This window comes from Clostridium hydrogeniformans DSM 21757, from assembly GCF_000686705.1.
Classification (GTDB): Bacteria; Bacillota; Clostridia; order Clostridiales; family Clostridiaceae; genus Clostridium_Z; species Clostridium_Z hydrogeniformans.
The window spans coordinates 153,639-171,722 of sequence record NZ_JMLJ01000006.1; the positions used below are offsets into that span (position 1 = coordinate 153,639).

At 29.6% G+C, this 18,084-nt stretch carries 15 protein-coding genes; 6 read left to right on the plus strand and 9 right to left on the minus strand.

Going from position 1 to position 18,084, the window contains the following annotated elements:
- Window positions 1-453 precede the first annotated feature (453 nt).
- The 3 genes from apgM to BR69_RS0103390 are packed head-to-tail and all read right to left on the minus strand — an operon-like array spanning window position 454 to window position 3,954.
- A complete protein-coding gene (apgM, locus tag BR69_RS0103380; RefSeq protein ID WP_027631931.1) occupies window positions 454-1,707 on the minus strand; it encodes a 2,3-bisphosphoglycerate-independent phosphoglycerate mutase in 1,254 nt (417 codons plus the stop codon).
- Between the two features lie 11 nt (window positions 1,708-1,718).
- Window positions 1,719-2,471 (minus strand): hypothetical protein, encoded by a 753-nt coding sequence (locus BR69_RS19785; RefSeq protein WP_051623466.1) that lies wholly within the window; start codon window positions 2,469-2,471, stop codon window positions 1,719-1,721.
- A 13-nt stretch (window positions 2,472-2,484) separates the two neighbouring features.
- The gene (locus tag BR69_RS0103390) at window positions 2,485-3,954 is read right to left on the minus strand and encodes an SLC13 family permease (protein WP_027631932.1); all 1,470 of its coding nucleotides are present in this window, start codon (window positions 3,952-3,954) and stop codon (window positions 2,485-2,487) included.
- A gap of 303 nt (window positions 3,955-4,257) precedes the next feature.
- Here BR69_RS0103390 and BR69_RS0103395 point away from each other — a divergent pair, with 303 nt between their 5' ends.
- A complete protein-coding gene (locus BR69_RS0103395) occupies window positions 4,258-5,172 on the plus strand; it encodes a LysR substrate-binding domain-containing protein (RefSeq protein ID WP_027631933.1) in 915 nt (304 codons plus the stop codon).
- Between the two features lie 322 nt (window positions 5,173-5,494).
- On the opposite strand, the gene BR69_RS0103400 is transcribed toward BR69_RS0103395, so the two are convergent.
- Complete coding sequence (locus BR69_RS0103400) at window positions 5,495-6,310, minus strand: ABC transporter permease (protein ID WP_034849294.1); 816 nt, start codon at window positions 6,308-6,310, stop codon at window positions 5,495-5,497.
- Entirely contained in the window at window positions 6,303-7,265 is a 963-nt protein-coding gene (locus tag BR69_RS0103405; protein ID WP_027631935.1) for a daunorubicin resistance protein DrrA family ABC transporter ATP-binding protein, read from the minus strand. Before BR69_RS0103405 ends, BR69_RS0103400 begins: the two co-directional genes overlap by 8 nt.
- A gap of 254 nt (window positions 7,266-7,519) precedes the next feature.
- On the opposite strand from BR69_RS0103405, the gene BR69_RS21020 reads away from it, so the two are divergent.
- Together BR69_RS21020 and BR69_RS0103415 are read left to right on the plus strand one after the other, a co-directional pair.
- Entirely contained in the window at window positions 7,520-8,137 is a 618-nt protein-coding gene (locus BR69_RS21020; protein WP_051623467.1) for a TetR/AcrR family transcriptional regulator, read from the plus strand.
- Complete coding sequence (locus tag BR69_RS0103415) at window positions 8,137-10,476, plus strand: ABC transporter ATP-binding protein/permease (protein ID WP_027631936.1); 2,340 nt, start codon at window positions 8,137-8,139, stop codon at window positions 10,474-10,476. The genes BR69_RS21020 and BR69_RS0103415 overlap by 1 nt, the downstream gene beginning before the upstream one ends.
- A 101-nt stretch (window positions 10,477-10,577) precedes the next feature.
- On the opposite strand, the gene BR69_RS0103420 is transcribed toward BR69_RS0103415, so the two are convergent.
- The 3 genes from BR69_RS0103420 to BR69_RS0103430 all read right to left on the minus strand — a co-directional run bounded on the left by BR69_RS0103420 (window position 10,578) and on the right by BR69_RS0103430 (window position 14,319).
- Complete coding sequence (locus BR69_RS0103420; protein ID WP_027631937.1) at window positions 10,578-11,675, minus strand: uroporphyrinogen decarboxylase family protein; 1,098 nt, start codon at window positions 11,673-11,675, stop codon at window positions 10,578-10,580.
- Window positions 11,676-11,957: 282 nt separating this feature from the next.
- Window positions 11,958-13,295 (minus strand): MATE family efflux transporter, encoded by a 1,338-nt coding sequence (locus tag BR69_RS0103425; RefSeq protein ID WP_027631938.1) that lies wholly within the window; start codon window positions 13,293-13,295, stop codon window positions 11,958-11,960.
- Between the two features lie 409 nt (window positions 13,296-13,704).
- On the minus strand, window positions 13,705-14,319 hold the full coding sequence (locus BR69_RS0103430; protein WP_027631939.1) for a GNAT family N-acetyltransferase: 615 nt from the start codon (window positions 14,317-14,319) through the stop codon (window positions 13,705-13,707).
- 114 nt (window positions 14,320-14,433) lie between these two features.
- Here BR69_RS0103430 and BR69_RS0103435 point away from each other — a divergent pair, with 114 nt between their 5' ends.
- The gene (locus tag BR69_RS0103435) at window positions 14,434-15,261 is read left to right on the plus strand and encodes a MerR family DNA-binding transcriptional regulator (RefSeq protein WP_027631940.1); all 828 of its coding nucleotides are present in this window, start codon (window positions 14,434-14,436) and stop codon (window positions 15,259-15,261) included.
- A gap of 546 nt (window positions 15,262-15,807) precedes the next feature.
- Here the strand turns inward: BR69_RS0103435 and trpS are convergent.
- Window positions 15,808-16,797, minus strand: a complete 990-nt coding sequence (trpS, locus tag BR69_RS0103445) for a tryptophan--tRNA ligase (protein WP_027631941.1) — start codon at window positions 16,795-16,797, stop codon at window positions 15,808-15,810.
- Between the two features lie 577 nt (window positions 16,798-17,374).
- Between trpS and BR69_RS0103450 the strand changes: the two genes are divergently transcribed.
- A complete protein-coding gene (locus BR69_RS0103450) occupies window positions 17,375-17,593 on the plus strand; it encodes a helix-turn-helix transcriptional regulator (RefSeq protein ID WP_027631942.1) in 219 nt (72 codons plus the stop codon).
- Between the two features lie 2 nt (window positions 17,594-17,595).
- Complete coding sequence (locus BR69_RS0103455) at window positions 17,596-18,003, plus strand: hypothetical protein (protein ID WP_034849295.1); 408 nt, start codon at window positions 17,596-17,598, stop codon at window positions 18,001-18,003.
- Window positions 18,004-18,084 lie beyond the last annotated feature (81 nt).

An 18,084-nucleotide genomic window follows, 5' to 3' on the forward strand; every position in this document is an offset into this window, starting at 1 on the left:
TAAATTTAAGGTTTATATCTATCTACCCTAAATCTTTATAAAAATTTATATATTTTAAATTTCTAATATCTAAGTTTTACTTACTCTAAAACTTTAAATATTTTAATAAATAGTCTTATGAGGATGCCATTAAGTTTCTTAATAAATCCTATAAAAATAATGTTTATACTGCTTTAATCTATTTAGATAAGAATGTCTATATATAAAATAAAAACAGCTTAAGAAGTAACTCTTAAGCTGTTTTTATACTTATAATACTTATCTGATGGCTAGGAGCTTCAACACTTCCATCCTATAAAGGATGGGGGTTAACAGTTGCTAAACCCCTAGATTAACTCATCTAACCTTCAGATTGTGGAAAGAACACCATCTGAAAGAAGATTCCTCCTAATTAAATATTATCTCTTAATATAAAGTTTATTTTATCAATTTAATACTCTAGTATATAGAAAATTATGCTCCTACTTTCTCAGTAAATCCTAATAAATCCATCTGTAACATAAAAATATCATTTGCAGTAAGATTATTTAAGCTACCTTTCATAAACTGAGATTCTCCTGCAGAAGTAACACCATCTTTTCTAACATCTCCACCAGCAATAATTGTTGGTACTCCGTCCCCAGTGTGATCTCTTGCCTCACAAGGGGTAGAGTGATCAGCTGTAAATGATATATAGCAGTTATTAAGGTCAATTTCCCCTAATATATGTCCAATTATCTTATCTACCTTTTCAATCATTTCTTTTTTTGCTAATGGAAGATTATCATGTCCTGCTAAGTCAGTAGCTTTAACATGCATTACTACCCAATCATATTTATCTTCATTTAATAATTTAATGGCTATATTAGCCTTACCTATTAAATTGGTGTCAAAGCTTCCTGTAAAACTTTCATGAGTAAAATAATCCATTCCTACAAGTTCAGCAATTCCTCCAACTGTTAAGTCTCCTGCTACACAAGCAGCTTTTATTTTATAAGTATCCTTAATAGATGGAATATATTTTTCTTGTCCTGCTCCTCTGGTTATTACTGAGTTTGCCATATATAAGCCTTCAGCTTGTCTTTGCTTATTTATAGGATGTTCCTTTAATATTTCATAAGAGCGAATTGTGAATTCCCATAAATTTCTTGCGGTTCTCTCTGCTGCTTCACTTTTATCTAGTGCCCTTGGCATCTCAAGTTTTTTCCCTTCTTCTGCAGTCCCTGGATCAGTGCAAGATATTTTACTGCTTAGGTCTTTATTTCTTAAAACAATAGCAACCCTATGTTCAGTAAGTTCCTTAGCTAACACCTTAGTACCATCTGATAGTACTAGTCCATTAATTGCAGCTGCTAACTCTTTTGTACCCTCACGAATTCTTCCAGCACGTCTATCAATAACAGTATAATTATCATCAATAGTTCCAAAGTTACCTCTAAAAGCAACATCTCCTGGCATTAATTCCATTCCGGCACTTGAAGCTTCAAGGGGACCTCTTCCTGGGTATACCTTATTGCTATCATATCCAAAAATATGAAGGTGTCCCACATCAGTACCTACCCTTACTCCTGGAGATATTGGATAAACATTTCCACACATTCCTTGAGAGGCAATAAAGTTTAAGTTTGGAGTTTTAGCACTCTCAAGGGGAGTCATTCCATTTAATTCTTTGTTAGGACGATCTCCTAATCCATCTAATATAATAAGTAATCCTTGTTTTTTTCTCACATAATCATCTCCTATTTTGAAGCTGAAAGTTTTTCTTTTTCCTTTAACTCCTTAGCTTCTTTTAGTACTCCTTTGTTTTTATACATAAAGTATGCAGAAATTAATATAACTGCTCCCCAAAGTATGAAGTTAAAATTAGCACCTTTTTTATAAATATTAATGGAAAATTTAATATCCTTTCCTGCTGATAATCTGCCAAAGTCAAAGGATCCATATTTAGTGCCATCTTTTGCAAATATTTTATAAGAAAGCTCTGGATCATATCCTGCTATATTATAAAGCTCATAACCTTCTGGTATTCCCATTTCTAATTCATATTTCTTCACTTCAATTGGGGTATTATTTCTCATTTTATAATTAACTACTTTAACATTACCTGGAAAAGTCTCTTTTTGTTTTGATGCACTGATTGTAAAAGTTTTATCCTGAGTTTGAGTTAAAATAAGTTCAACCTTACTTTCTTTCTCTTCAAACTTTGCAACATAGTATTCAAGACTTCCATTTTTCTGTTTCTTTAAATTTTCTATAAGCTTACCAGTTTTCACATTAACCTTTGTAATTTCAGTGTCCTTATAAGAAGGTAAAACTAAAATCCCTTTTTCATCTGTAGTCCCTGTAATTGTGGTAGTAATACTCCCCTTTTCCTTATCTGGGAGAACCACATCTTTTATAGAATCTAATTCTCCAAGTTCACTTCCAAAGGCTACTGAAGAAAAGGAAAAAGTCATAATTAAAATAAGTAACATAGTCATTAACTTTTTCATATCATTTACCTCCTTATACCATTCTAATTATCTTAAACCAAGTAAATGATGCAACCACCATAATTCCCCACTTAGCAAGAAGAACTGCTATTCCATAAGTCATTTGCTCAAGAACTGTAAAGTTTCCTGTTCCATAGTATATAAGATTAACCTTACTATGTGGTGGTAATGTAACTGTATCTGCAATCATAAATGAAGCTGGAAGAGCAAGAGCTACTGGGTTAACGCCTGCTGTTTTTGCAATTGCTATAATTGCAGGAATAAGGATTATAGTTCTCACTGTCTTACTTGTAAATACAAAATGTGAGAAACTCGCTATAAATATAACCACTGCATAAAGTCCAAAGAATCCTAGGCTTTCAAGTTTAAGACTTCCAAAAATTCTATTAAGTGCCCAAGAGGCAACCCCTGATGAATCAAGTGCTAATCCTCCAGCATAAGCACCACAACTAAACACTAAAAGATTCCAAGATATTTTAGCTTCCTTCCATTCTAATATTCCTATATGAGGTAGGAAGAAAAGAATAGCAGAAACAATAGCAACTACAACAAGGCTAAGTTGGAAGCCAAATAAGCTAACCTGCAAGGAATCAATAGCCCAAAGAGTTATTGTAATAGCAAATATAATAAGAGCCTTAATTTCAGTAGAATTCATTCCTCCTAAACTCTTATATTCATTTTGGAGAGCAGTCATCTTTTCCTTAGATGCTGTTCTATTACTAATAGGAAACATTAGTTTTCCAATAAAGAATGAGGCAACTAATGTAAGTAATGTAATTGGTGCAGCAGCTATAAACCAATCCATCCATGAAACATCTACTCCTGTAAGGTCTTTAATAAAACTAATAGCTAGAATTTGTGAAGAAGTAGCTGTTACAATAGCAGCTGTAGAAAAGTTATTAGCTTGAATCCCTTGAAGAGCAAGTAATTTACCAAAGTTTCTATCACTTTTACTTTCATTGTTAACCTCAAAGATTTCAATTATCATCATAACAATTGGTAATAACATAGCAGCTCTTGCAGTAGTAGAAGGAACCACAAAAGAAATTAAGAAGTTAACAAGCATCAATACTACAAGTACTGAATTTGTACTCTTTCCAAGCTTCGTAATAAGAAATAGTGCAAGCCTTCTAGCAAGTCCACTTTTCTCCATACCTGAAGCAATTACAAAGGCTGCAATCATTAGCCATATAACATCATATCCAAACACTCCAAGAACCTCTGCTTGGGTCCATGCTCCTGTCACTGGTAAAAGAACTAAAACTATTAGTGATGTTACATAGTTTGGAATTCCATTAGAAACCCAAAGTATTAGTGCGAATGCAAATATTCCAAGAGCCATCTTTCCAGTATAAGAAAGACCCTCTGGAGTTTGCATTGTCCAAATAAGAGCTAGGACAATTAATGCAATTGGTAATCCAAAGTATGCCATCTTTAAGTCAAATGCACTTTTAACCTTTTTAACCTTAACTGTTGTGCCCATAACTTAAATTCCCCCTTTATTAAATTAAAAGATTTTCTCAAAAGTTAACTATTTGATAGTTCAATAATACTAAAAAAAAACTAGATTATCTAATCACATTTAATTATGATATCCATAAAAATAATTTATAATAATAAAAAAACTACTTAATGATAAATTTTATTTATTACCCTATTAAATATAAGGATATTTTCACATTTTTTATATGTTTTATAATGAAATTAGCTTATAATATGATAAAATATATTTATATGTAAACGAGTTAAAAGTTTTAATAATTAGTAACAAATAAGGAGGCTGAAAATGGATTTAGAAACTCTTCAAACCTTTTTACTTATATCCAAAAATAACAGTTTTACAAAAACATCAGAGGATATGTTCTGTACCCAAGCTGCAGTTTCAATGAGAATTAAACGCTTAGAGAAATATCTAGACTGCAATTTATTCAGCCGAAAGTCAAAAAAAGCTGAGCTAACTAAAGCTGGTCATCTTTTTTTACCCTATGCCCAGCAAATCTCAAATACTTTTGTAAATGCAAAGGAACATTTGCTCCAAGCAAAACTAATGGAGCAATCTGAAATATCTATTGCCTCCTCTAATACACCTGGAACATATATGCTACCAAATATATTATTTTTATTTAGGCAAAAATATCCTTATATTACTGTAGTTAATAACGTTCAGTATACTAAAAATGTGATTAATGGTGTTTTAAATAAAACTTACCCCATAGGTATAATCTCACAACCTTATTTCTCTGATACTGAGCACATACTATGTGAACCTATATTAGAAGATCCTCTTGTGGTGGTTGTGAATAATAATCACCCATGGACTAATAAAAAAAGAATATTTATCCGGGAGTTAAAAGATGAAGTATTTTTAATATCTAACCCTAATACTTCCTTAGTTTCCTATTTAGAAAAGGTTGGAGACTTTAAGTTTGTCTCAAATAACTTATGTGTAGTAGGAAGTATTGAGGCAATAAAGCAAAGTATATATGATAATTTAGGTATCTCTGTAATATCAGAAAGTGCTGTAAAACAGGAACTTAAACTTGGACTTTTAAGTAAGATTCATATAATTGATGACATTAGGTTAATGCGTCATATATACTATATAAAACCTAAGGATGAAACCCTTCCTCTTTCAACAGAGCTATTTTTAAAATTTGCAAAAGAATTTATGATTTCTAAAGGAAAAGAAGAGGTAAGATAGCACCTATTTTATTATCTTCTAGGGATTATAAACTTTATTATTTAGAGGCGATTTTTTAATAGATTCAATACGTATAATCACAAATTAACTTCTTGTATAGGTTAAATCTATCTATTTAATTCAGTGATTTTTATCAGCTTAATTTTAGAACTATATAATTTAAAAGCATAATTTTTAACAACTATATAATCTCTAACTAAAACAGCAGGCTAGATTATATAGTTGTTAAAAATTAAAAAGGATATGTCCTTGTTAATGGAACATATCCTTTCATTTTAGCAGTATAAATTAAACTAACTTTTTCCTTACTATATATTATCTTTTAAGCTCCCTTTGCCATTCTCATAAATCTCTTAGATCCAAAGTATCCCATAATCACTATGCTCAATATGATACCTAATATACTAAGATGTGATGCCATATGAGGAATTTCTGGAGTTAAAACTGATCTTAAAGCCTCATTTACATATACTAATGGATTGATTAATACTAGTTTTTGAATAATCGGTGTTGCACCTAAATCACTCCAAGAGAAGAATATGGCTCCTAGGAATACCATAGGCATTAAGAACCCTGGGAACATAGCTGCTATTTGCATTGGTTTTATAATTGTTCCTACTAATAATCCTAAACTTGCTGATGCTATAGATGTAAGTAATAAAATAGGAATTAACATTATAATACTTTCAGCACTTATTGAAATATCTAAAGAATTTCCCATTAGTAATAAAGAAAATGGTAATACAATCACCCCACCAATCCAAGATTCTATAATACCTACAAACATTTTTGCTAATGCAACAGTCTTTATATTAACAGGTGCCATCAATCTATCTTCTATCTCTCTAGAGTTGTTAAAGTCCATAGTAAGAGGTACTCCAGTACCATGTATTCCTGTAACTATCATACTCATTCCAACCATTCCTGAAAACATCTGAGTTGGAAAGGTATCTGGAAGCAGCCCTATCTTTGGTAATATATATCCATATGCTAAAATTAATATAAATGGTAACATAGCTACACGGAAAACAAATTCCCACTTGTCTCTAGATTGTATAACTAAATCTCTTTTAACCATTGCTTTAAAAGCCATCCATGTTACATTTCCATAGGTGTTTTTATTATCTATTTTATTCATTTATAATACTCCCCTTTCCAGTTAAGTGAATGAATACATCATCAAGTGTACTTGTACTCAAACTTATATTTTCTAAAGAAGTGTTTAATGTTTTTACCCACTCAAGAATTTTATTAAAATCAGGATGTTCATTCTTCATATATAAAAGTAATAAATCATTTTGAATAACAGCCTTTTCAAGATCTTGTAGTGATTTTGCCTCTTTTATAAACTCATCTTTTAGGTTTGATAATTTTATAGATACTATATTATTACTAGGAATTAAAGCCTTTAACTGGTCTGAAGTACCAATAGCCTTTAATTCTCCTTGATCAACTATTGCAATTCTATCACATAATTGTTCTGGTTCTTCCATGTAATGGGTAGTTAAAAATATAGTAGTACCTGCTTTATTTAGTTCTAACATTTGCTCCCACAAAATATTTCTATAACTTGGATCTAGGCCTGTTGTGGGTTCATCTAGAAATAAAATATCAGGATTATGCATAATTGCTCTTGCAATCTTTAACCTTTGTGCCATTCCCCCTGAATAACTTCTTACATAATCATGCTGACGCTCTGTTAAGCCAAACCTTTCAAGATACTCATCTGCTCTTTTATTTGCAGTTTTATTATCTATTCCAAAATATCTGGCATGATAAATAAGATTTTCTCTTGCAGTTAATCCTCTATCTAAATTATTATGTTGGGCTACTACCCCAATCTTTCTACGAGCACTAGCTGGATTTTTAACTAAAGACTCTCCATCAATTAGAATATCTCCAGAAGTAGCTTCCTTTTGGGTTGTAAGCATACTTATAGTAGTACTCTTTCCTGCACCATTAGGTCCTAGAAATCCGAATACCTCTCCTCGTCTTACATCAAAACTTATGCCTTTTACAGCTTGTATTTTTCTATCTTTGCTTAATGTAAACTCTTTTTTTAAATCTCTTACTTCTAAAATATTGTTTAACATTATTTTTCTCCCTTCTTATTTTAAATACATCTTATATTTAAAGTTTTTTTATTAATTTTCATTTTATTACCCTACCCCCATGGGGGGTGTCTATGTATTTATAATAATGATTATTTTTTAATATGTCAACTGTTATTTTTTAACGCCCTAGTTATTTGTAAAATAATTATGAAACCAATAAGCGTTTGCTTGATATATGACAACCTGTCATATATAATTGTGACAAGTTGTCATATTAGAAAGGAGTGATTAATTTGCCAACAGAAACTTTCTTCAACTTACCTCAAGAAAAAAAGAATAAAATAATTATGGCAATTAAAAATGAATTTGCTAGAGTGTCTTTTGATAAAGTGTCTATTAATAAGATTGTTCAAGATGCTAATATATCAAGGGGAAGTTTCTACATGTATTTTGAAGATAAAAAAGATATGTTAATTTATGTTTTATCTAATTACCATGAAGAGGTTATGTCTACTATTAAAGAAAGCTTTAAGGATAATAATGGAGATATATTTGAAGTATTTAAGGATATATTAAAATTCACAACTAATTTTGGAACTTCAAAAGAGAATATTGCTTTTTGCATTAATATATTTTCTGATCAGACAGTTCAAAATGATGTTATGCTACAATTCGCAAATCGTAGTAGACAGAAAGAGTTCTTTGATTTGTTTAAGGATCATATCCATATTAATACCTTAAACCTTCAAAGTCCCAAAGATGTGGATGACATTATAGATATATTAATATCCATAACTCAAAAAGCTACTATGGATATTTTCCTTTGCCTTGGAGAAAAAGATGAAATTTTAGAAGCATATAATAATAAAATAGCCATTTTAAAACGTGGAATGCTAAAGGAGAACATATAATGCTGTCATTAAAAAACATTAAGAAAAGTTATACAACAGGCGATTTTACACAAGTTGCCTTAAACGGAATAGATTTGAATTTTCGCGAAAGTGAATTTGTTGCTATCCTTGGAACAAGTGGTTCTGGTAAAACTACTTGTCTAAATGTTATTGGTGGACTTGATAATTATGATAGTGGTGATTTAATTATTAATGGAAAGTCCACAAAAGAATTTAAGGACATAGATTGGGATGCTTACAGAAATAACAGTGTAGGATTTATTTTCCAAAGTTACAATCTAATAACTCATTTGAGTATTATGGATAATGTAGAAATGGGGATGACCTTAAGTGGTGTTTCTGCTGGAGATAAAAAGAAAAAAGCTCTAGAGGTCCTTGAAAGAGTTGGATTAAAAGATCACATCCATAAGAAACCTAACCAACTTTCTGGTGGGCAAATGCAACGTGTTGCTATTGCTAGAGCCTTAGCAAATGATCCAGATATTATATTAGCAGATGAACCTACTGGTGCTCTAGATACAACAACTAGTGTTCAAATTATGGATTTAATTAAGGAAATCGCTAAGGATAAGCTAGTTATTATGGTTACCCATAATCCAGAATTAGCTCATAACTATGCGGATAGAACTGTTGAATTTAAAGATGGTGAAGTTGTCTCTGACTCTAACCCTTTACCAGATAAAGAGGTTAACTCTCAATATAAACTTAAGAAAACTAAAATGAGTTTTTTAACAGCTTTAAAACTATCTGGTACTAATATTAAAACTAAAAAGGGAAGAACTTTTCTTACAGCCTTTGCATCCAGCATTGGTATTATAGGAATTGCTTTAATTTTATCTCTATCTAATGGTTTTGATAAACAAATTAAAAACTTTGAATCTGGTACACTTTCTACTTTCCCAATTATGATTTCTCAGACCTCAGCAAAGATAGATCAAGAAACCCTAAAAAGTCAACAAAGTTCTATGCTAGGTACTTCAAAGGATGAGAATGACTATCCTAAGGATAAGGTTATCTATCCAACTAAATCTATGGCAGAGAAGGTTATGCATAAAAATATTCTTACTAAAGAATATATTGATCATATAGAAAATATTGACCCTAAAATGGTATCAGGAATCTCCTATACAAGAATGCTCAATATAAACTTATTAAAAAAACAAGATGATGTTGCAACCCTTATAAAAACTAACTCTAATAACTTTACATCTTATCCAAAGTCATTAGATAGCAATAGTCCTAGTTACTTAGAGCAAAATTATGATGTTTTAGCTGGAGCCTATCCTAAGGGAAAAAATGATATTGTTTTAATTGTGGATAAGAAAAATGGTGTAGATGAAACAAACTTACAACTCTTTGGATTAGATTCAGAAGCAAAGAGCATTGATTTTAATAAAATTATTGGAACTGAATTTAAGGCTATTCTTAATAATGATTTCTATAAATCAAACGGTAACTTCTTCACCATTAATGGAAACCCTGCTAATCTTATTGATATGTATAATAATGAGAAAGCTATTTCTCTAAATGTTGTAGGTATTTTAAGAGCTAAAGAAGATATAAAAATTTCTCTCCTACCAGCTGGTTTTACATATTCTGATGAACTTTCTCAGTTTATTCTAAATGATGCTGTTAATTCAGATATAGTAATAAAACAGAAAAATAGCAACTTTAATGTGCTAACTGGTGAACCTCTTGATACAGCCATTGATCCAACAAATCCTACTGGTATGTCTTCAAAGGAAACTATTATGTCAGCATTAGGTGCTACCACTACCCCTTATATGATTTCAGTTTATCCAAAGGATTTTGATGCTAAAAAATCTATTCTTAAGGATTTAGATAAGTACAATGAAGGTAAATCTGAAACTGATAAAGTTGTGTATAATGATTTATCTGGTACAGTTACTGAAATGTCAGGTGGTATTATGAGTGCTATAACCATGGTACTTATTGCATTCTCTGCAATCTCTTTAATTGTATCCTTTATCATGGTGGGTATAATTACATATATTTCTGTTCTAGAAAGAACTAAGGAAATTGGTGTATTAAGAGCTTTAGGAGCTAGAAAAAAAGATATTACTCGTGTATTTAATGCAGAGACATTTATTATAGGTGCTTGTTCTGGTACTCTTGGTATAGTTATTGCAAGACTACTGGTATTCCCTATTAATGCAGTTATTAAAAATGCTACGGAATTAGATAATGTAGCTCAACTTAACCCAGTTCATGCAATTACTTTAATTGTAATTAGCCTTGTTCTTACAGTACTAGGTGGTACTATTCCTGCTAAAATGGCAGCTAAAAAAGACCCCGTTGAGGCATTAAGATCAGAATAAACTAAAAAAGTCAGGACCAACTGTAAAACTGATGGTCCTGACTTTAAACCTTAATAAATATTTTAACCTCTCTTATTAATAAATTTATCCCTATTTTCCCTCTAAAGAATACTATCTTTCTTATAATGCTCTAAAAGTTCTCTAACCTTTTCTGATTTAACAGGATAACCTACCTCTCTAACAGTATTCATCATGGTTTCAATATTTTCAAGTGGAGTTTCTACTGGTAAGCTACATCCTGACATTACAACATAGCCCTTTGAAGAATCATAAGCATCTAGAATTCCCTCTAAGGTCTTAATACGAACATCTTTAGGCTTTCCAGAATACATAACTCCTGCCGGGTCAACATTTCCTAAAATCTTTGTCTTACTTCCAATTGTATTTTTACAATCTTTTAAGCTTGCAATATTATCTATACTGATTCCCCCAATATCTAAATCTGCAATATCATTCCAAATCTTATCAGTTTGACCACAAATATGAACTACAACATTACTTCCATATCCCTTAATATAATCAATAAACTCCTTTAAATATGGCAAAGAGAACTCCCTAAAATTCTTAGGACTTATAACTGTACAAGAAGACATAGGCTCAGATATGGTTGGATTTAATCCAATATCTATTGCTGCCTTAGCATAAGCTTTACAGGTTTCAAGAGAAATATGACAAAGCTTATGTAAGGCTTCAGGATTTTTATGAATAAGCTTCATAGTTTCATTAACCCCAAATAAGAAAAATGCATTAGTAAAAGGTCCAACAATACCAGCAGAGCATTTTATCTCATCCTTTGCAAAATCCTTAAGATATTTCATTGCTTCAATATGCACTGGTAATCTTCCATCCTTATAGGGATCTGCAGGTCGCAGCTTATCAATATCTTTTATAGTAAAAATTGCTGGTTTTTCTAAATCAGCCGTATTATCATCAGGAAAGGTAACAGCTGCCCCCATGGCTTCTGCCCATGTAAAAAGATCAGTAAATATACGAAGACTATCACAGCCAAACTTATTATAAGCTGCCATTTGGGCTTCAGCAATAGCTTTAGGGTTATGATTAAACTCTGAAATCTTACACCCATATATTCTAGCAACCCCATTAGCAATATTAGGGTTACAAGGCAATCTATCTACTTCCATTCCTTTTGCTATAGCAGCTCCTCTTTCAGCTGGAGTCATATAATCTTTATTTCTCACAAATTTTCCCCCCCTAAAATTTATACAATAAAAAAGAAGTAATTTATACTTCTCTTAATTTTAATATTTATCTTATATTTATTTAAGGTTTATTTGATTTTTCTATATGAAATCCTTAACCCATTTATAGATTACTATTGATTTTTATCTGTAAGTTAATTTTTTTCATTGTTAAATAAGTTAAGAAAATTATCCATATGATACTGTAATTTTATTCTCAATTTTCTATATAATACATAAAAGTAATTTTGTTATATAGAATGAACATGTTTTCTATGAAACTTATAAGCTAACCTGAACTTTCTTACTGAGAACTTTATTCCACTTCTTACTGTATATATAAAATAAACCAGTATAATTTATAAATAATGCAATAAAAACTCCATATACACCTAAATTAATACCATAAATAAAAATAAGCATTATTATTAAAGAAACTACATTTATTTTAGCATTGTTAAGCAAAACAAACTTACTTTCACCTATAGCTTGTAATGAATATCTATATATAGTGCAAACTGGATGAACTAAGTTTGCCATAATAAAAAATATTAATAGATTACTAGATAAGAAAATAATTTCTTTGTTTTCAGTAATTAATTTAGGTACCTCTGTTCTAAAGATTATAAAAAATATAGATATAAAGGAATATATTATTAAAGACATTATTACTCCTAATTTTGGTATAACACATAAAGCTTCTTCATCCTTAGCTCCATAATTTTCACTAATTAAAGTAAGAGCTGAAGAACCGTACATATACATAGGCATTAGTGCAATATTAACAAGTTGTACTATTATTAAATAAGAAGACAACTCATTTACCCCAATTCTTGAAACAATAGCATTTATAGCTATAATAAAAATACTTCCCTCTAATGCTTCTTGTCCCATTAAAGGTAGACTTTCTTTTATATGGATCATAATTTTTTTCTTATATAGCTTAATTTTTTCATAGGTAAAACTAAAATAATTTCTACATATATACATATATATAAGTAGATTTATACTTATAGAAAAGACTGTTGATAATCCTGCTCCTTGTACTCCTAATTTAGGCATACCTAAATTTCCAAATATAAATATATAATTCAATATTACATCTAATACTGCAGTCCCTGTTGAACATATAAAAATCCATTTAGTTTTCTTTTCAATTTTCAATAAAGCTGAAAATGTAAATATGCATAATTGAATTAATATATAAAAGCTCATACTATTTAGGTATTTTATTCCCTCATAAAGTGTTTCTCCTTGAAATCCATATATTAAAATCAATAACTGTTTTTTTAAAACAAATATTATGATGAAGAAAAATATACCTATTAATAAGTTAAGAAGTAAGGATGAAACAAACTCATCTTTTAAATTATTATTATCCTTTTTACCTTTTGCTTTTGAACCTAAAATATTGAAAGAAACTGATGTAAATCCTAATAGTCCTGCTAAAAAAGATAACAATGATCCAATTATCCCTACAGAACTATATGCAGATATGGATATTCTCCCAACCATACATTCATCTGCTAAACCTATAAGCAATCCTGAAATTGATTGAGCTATTAATGGTATTGCTAAATTATTTAATTCTTTTAATTTAGTATTCGCTAACTTTTTCATAAGAAACCTCTTCATATATGTTAAGTTAAATCATTATATATTACTCTAAATAAAGAAAGTACTTTGATAAATTCAAGAAATGTATTTTTAAAAGTTTACGCCCATAATATAACATATTATTTCTTATATGTAAATATATTGTTTTCACTCTTTATTTTTCTATAGCATAAGCTAATCCCAGCATTTATATAATTACTTGTAAGTCAGATTCCAAGTTACAATAGAATTTCAATTTGTCTTTAAATTACGAACCTATGTATTTTTATTATAATTTAATGATAATATCTTAATTTTAAACACTTTATATTTCCACACAAGAAACTTAATTGAAAACTCATTCAAAAATTAATTTCTCAATGAGTTTTCAATTATATTGTTACTGTATACCTTGATTTTTTTCTATGAATTCCTAATTATTATAAACCTTCTGCATTATAGTCCATCTAGATTCTCCAATAAAGTATCCCTTTAATCTACTTTCTCCCTTTGTTATATCCTGAAACCCAAATCTGTCATAAAGATGTTTTGCAGGATTTTCCCCAGCCACTGCTAATGTATAGGATGTATATCCTCTATCTATTAGTGCCTTTTCTCCTTGCTGAAGAAGTAGCATGCCAACTCCTTTTCCCCGACATTTACTATGAACTGCAATATGCTCTATATAGCATTCCCCTTCCTTTAGTTTGTGATCTTCTAGAAGTATCATTTTAATACACATCATTAGAATATTATAAAATCCATATTGTCTACACAGAGATATAATAGGAATCTCTGCATTTTTATTATTTATTTCCCTACAACGTATTAAGATTACCCCAACTATCTTTTTATTTTCTTTAGCTACAAAATGAATATACTCAGGATCATCAGCTTTCATATTCCAGAATGAGTATAAAATATTTTCTATATCAATATCATTTAACTTCTGATGCTGGCAAAACTTACTTTTAAAAGATTGTACTAATAAAGCAATTACGTCTCTAAAATCACTATCTTCATACTTCTTAATATAAATATCATCCATTATGATATTTCCCCCTTTACAAACTATATTTTTTTAGGTACTATACTTAAAATAAACCCTTGAGTTACTCAAGAGTCAATAGTTGTTATAAAATTTCTTGTGGAGGGGTAAAAAATGCACGGATTATTACGAATCGGACAAGTAAGTAAGTTATATGGAATATCAATTGATACTTTACGTCATTATGATAAAAAAGGCTTATTAAAACCAATTATTCATGATCAAAATGATTATCGTTACTACGCATTGGAACACCTAGATATTTTAGAAATGATATTAGTAGGAAAATACATGGAAATACCCCTAAATCAAATGAAAGAAATAATAGATTCAGAAAATATTCATGGGTATTTATCAATGATAAATAAACAAAAAGAACTTATAAATGAGAAAAAACGTTTATTAGATCAACTTGATCAATATACTGAAAATATGGAGAAATTACTAACAACAATTTCTAACTTTAAAAATGATTATACATTTTCTACAGCTTCATCATGGAAAGAACTTGATCTTACCATCTATAGAGTAGATTTTGAAAAATTGCTAAATGACTCTACTAAATCACAGAAAACAGTAGGGGTAGAATCCTTTGAACAATGGGGTTTCTATCATAGTAAATCAGATGGAACAATAATAGAAGATGAAGAATTAGTTGGATTTTCATTCCCACCTAGTGTTATAAATACAGATATATTTCAAGAGAAAATTAAGTCTGCATCTGAAAATAAGCTTATTTCACCATATCATGTAGCAGGTCATTATGAAAAGATTATGTTCTGGGGTATTAAAAGTGATTTAATGGACTACCTATATAAATTGTGTAGTCATTTTGGTTTAAAGAATTCTAATATATTAGTAAAATACAAATTTGCACTACTTCACAAAAATATGGATCATGAATATTTTGTAGAAATATTTTTTCCTAAAAACTCAGTTTAAAAAATATCTTATGTCTATAAGCTTTAACACCCCCATCCTCTTAAAAGATGGGGTATAACAGTTTCTATGCCCTTAGATTAACTCATCTAACCTTTAGTTGGTGGAAAGAACACCATCTGAAGGAAGACTTTTTCTGTAGTATTTTGCCTGTGCTTTGTACAAGCTTCCATAAACATTGTTTTCATCTTTAATAAGAGTATCATGATTACCTCTTTGAATAATTCTACCACTATCAAATACAATGATATCATCATAAAATATGCAACTGCTCATTCTATGTGATATAAAAATGATGCAATATACCCAGAATAGAACATAGAATCTCTTTATTTTATATAAGGTATTGGTACAAAACTTATTAGTAGTGATTTATAAATGCAACTAAAAAAGATGATTTTCACATCTCTAATAGTAACAATGCCTCTGTTCCATTGAGTAAAAAATATTATGAATCCTTTTGTAGATTTCATGATGAATATAATGAAAATCTCTACTGGAATGGAAATCGTTTATTGTGTTACATCTCTTTACAGTTATTTAACTTTATTATATATAAATATTCATAGCCTTCTTAATTTCTTCAATAGTTTTATTTCCAACTATATTTGCCTTTTCACTACCTGTAAGTATAATGTCCCGTACCTCTTCTTTATGTTCCTCATAATAACCTCGTTTTTCTCTAAATGGATTAAGGATAGAATTTATTTCATTTGCTAAAAGCTTTTTACAAGCTACACACCCAATAGTAGCCTTTCTACACATTTCATTAATGTTTTTATGTTCACTTTCATTAAAGACTTCATGATATTTGTTTACTGTACATATCTCTGGATTACCTTTATCTGTTATCTTTATTCTATTTACATCCGTAGTTGCCAATTTTATTTTTTCATTAACTTCTTCAGCATTATCTGATAGAAAGACTGCATTTCCAAGGCTCTTGCCCATTTTTGAATTTCCATCTAATCCAATTAGTCTTGGATTATTGCTAAGTAATGCTTTAGGCTCTTTAATAAACTCCTTACCCTTTCCATACGACTCATTAAACCTTCTTGCAATTTTTCTTGACTGTTCTATGTGAGGAATCTGGTCATCTCCAACTGGAACTAGGTCTGCATTACAGAAAGTTATATCTGCTGCTTGACTTACAGGATATCCTAAAAAGCCATAGCTTAAATCATCATATCCATATTGTTTAGCTTCTGTCTTTATAGTTGGATTATGTCTCAATGAATTTACTGAAACAATCATTGAATAAAATACTGTAAGTTCTGCAATAGCACTTATTTTAGATTGTAAAAACATAGTTATTTTGTTAGGATCTAATCCTATAGATAAATTATCAATTGCCACATCATAAATACTTTTGTTTATAAGTTCTGGTCTTTCAAAATGGGTTGTTAAAGCTTGTACATCAGCTAATATAATAAAAGTATCATACTCATTTTGTAGCTTAACTCTATTTTGAAGACTACCTACATAATGACCTAAGTGTAACTTACCAGTTGTTCTATCCCCTGTTAAAATTCTCTCCATTTTAAACTCCCCTTTATAATTTTATTTTGAAATTCACTTTACCACTATTCTTCCATAAAGATAGTTTCTTAAAAATAAAAAAACTCCTATCCTAAAAGGACAGAAGTCTATAGTTCTGTTTTGCCACCTAAAAACAAATTACACGTACTAACATACGCTTCCATTATAACGGTTAGGATTTCCGTCAACACCTACTTGCAAAGCTTTCGAGTTGCCCTCATAAGTCCATTCACCATAGGTTGAAATACTATATTTTCACCATCAATAGCTCTCTACAATTTCATTTCCCTATGATTACTCTTCTTAATCAACAGTTTAAATTTTATTTCCATTATATCCCTCTTAAAGTTACTATGTCAATTATATAATATTATGAGTATACCATTCATTTTTACTTTTCTCCTTAATCAATTCATTTCATCCCCTTCTATAACTTAGAGGTACTACACGTAGTTCTTAAATAAAATATTTTTTTAATTACTAATCACAAATATGTAAAGATATCTTTACATATTTGTGGTTTTATTTTATACTTAGTGTAAAGATATCTTTACATTGTTTGAGAGGTGACTTAAGTTTGAGAGTTATTAATAATCTTAAAGAAATTAGGCAAAAGCGAGGAATTACCCAAGTAAAGATGGCTGAAGACTTGAGAATTACAAGGCAAACTATAAATGCCATTGAGAATAATAAATATAATCCTAGTTTAGAACTTGCATTAAAGCTAATTAGATACTTTGGTGTGCCTATTGAAGAAATATTTTATTTAGAAGATGATGTAAAAAAGGAGGAATAGCTATGAACAAACATTATAAAATAATAACTTATATATTTTTTATTATACTGATTGTACTAAGCGGGTCATTAGTAGTATATTTAATTGGAAAAGAAAAAGGAGACTATAACTTAGGATTATTTATTCCAATTGTATTTGGAGCATTATGTGGAATTGTTATTAATTTTCTAAATTCGAAATGGCATAAAAAAAGAAATGGAAATGTACCTGAAGTAGATGAGCGAAGTTTATTGCTTATGAAAAATTATTTATTAATCGTCCTTTATTTTGTGCTAATAGGTAGTAGTGCTCTACTCCTTCTACTATATCTAATGGGCATTCATACAATTGAAACTGGTATTTTAATAGTATACATGATGATATTATATATGTTGATTGGTATGGGTACTATTGTAGTAAAACGATTATAATGGATTCTAGTATTGAAAAACTAATATTTATTATAGAGTCATAGGTAAAAATTATTTATAAGTAAATGCTTAACAGATTAT

Bases quoted from the DNA above. Each gene is read 5' to 3' on its own strand.
- BR69_RS19785 (WP_051623466.1), bottom strand. From the start codon at position 2,471: ATGAAAAAGTTAATGACTATGTTACTTATTTTAATTATGACTTTTTCC.
- BR69_RS0103390 (WP_027631932.1), bottom strand. From the start codon at position 3,954: ATGGGCACAACAGTTAAGGTTAAAAAGGTTAAAAGTGCATTTGACTTA.
- BR69_RS0103395 (WP_027631933.1), top strand. From the start codon at position 4,258: ATGGATTTAGAAACTCTTCAAACCTTTTTACTTATATCCAAAAATAAC.
- BR69_RS0103400 (WP_034849294.1), bottom strand. From the start codon at position 6,310: ATGAATAAAATAGATAATAAAAACACCTATGGAAATGTAACATGGATG.
- BR69_RS0103405 (WP_027631935.1), bottom strand. From the start codon at position 7,265: ATGTTAAACAATATTTTAGAAGTAAGAGATTTAAAAAAAGAGTTTACA.
- BR69_RS0103415 (WP_027631936.1), top strand. From the start codon at position 8,137: ATGCTGTCATTAAAAAACATTAAGAAAAGTTATACAACAGGCGATTTT.
- BR69_RS0103425 (WP_027631938.1), bottom strand. From the start codon at position 13,295: ATGAAAAAGTTAGCGAATACTAAATTAAAAGAATTAAATAATTTAGCA.
- BR69_RS0103430 (WP_027631939.1), bottom strand. From the start codon at position 14,319: ATGGATGATATTTATATTAAGAAGTATGAAGATAGTGATTTTAGAGAC.
- BR69_RS0103435 (WP_027631940.1), top strand. From the start codon at position 14,434: ATGCACGGATTATTACGAATCGGACAAGTAAGTAAGTTATATGGAATA.
- trpS (WP_027631941.1), bottom strand. From the start codon at position 16,797: ATGGAGAGAATTTTAACAGGGGATAGAACAACTGGTAAGTTACACTTA.
- BR69_RS0103455 (WP_034849295.1), top strand. From the start codon at position 17,596: ATGAACAAACATTATAAAATAATAACTTATATATTTTTTATTATACTG.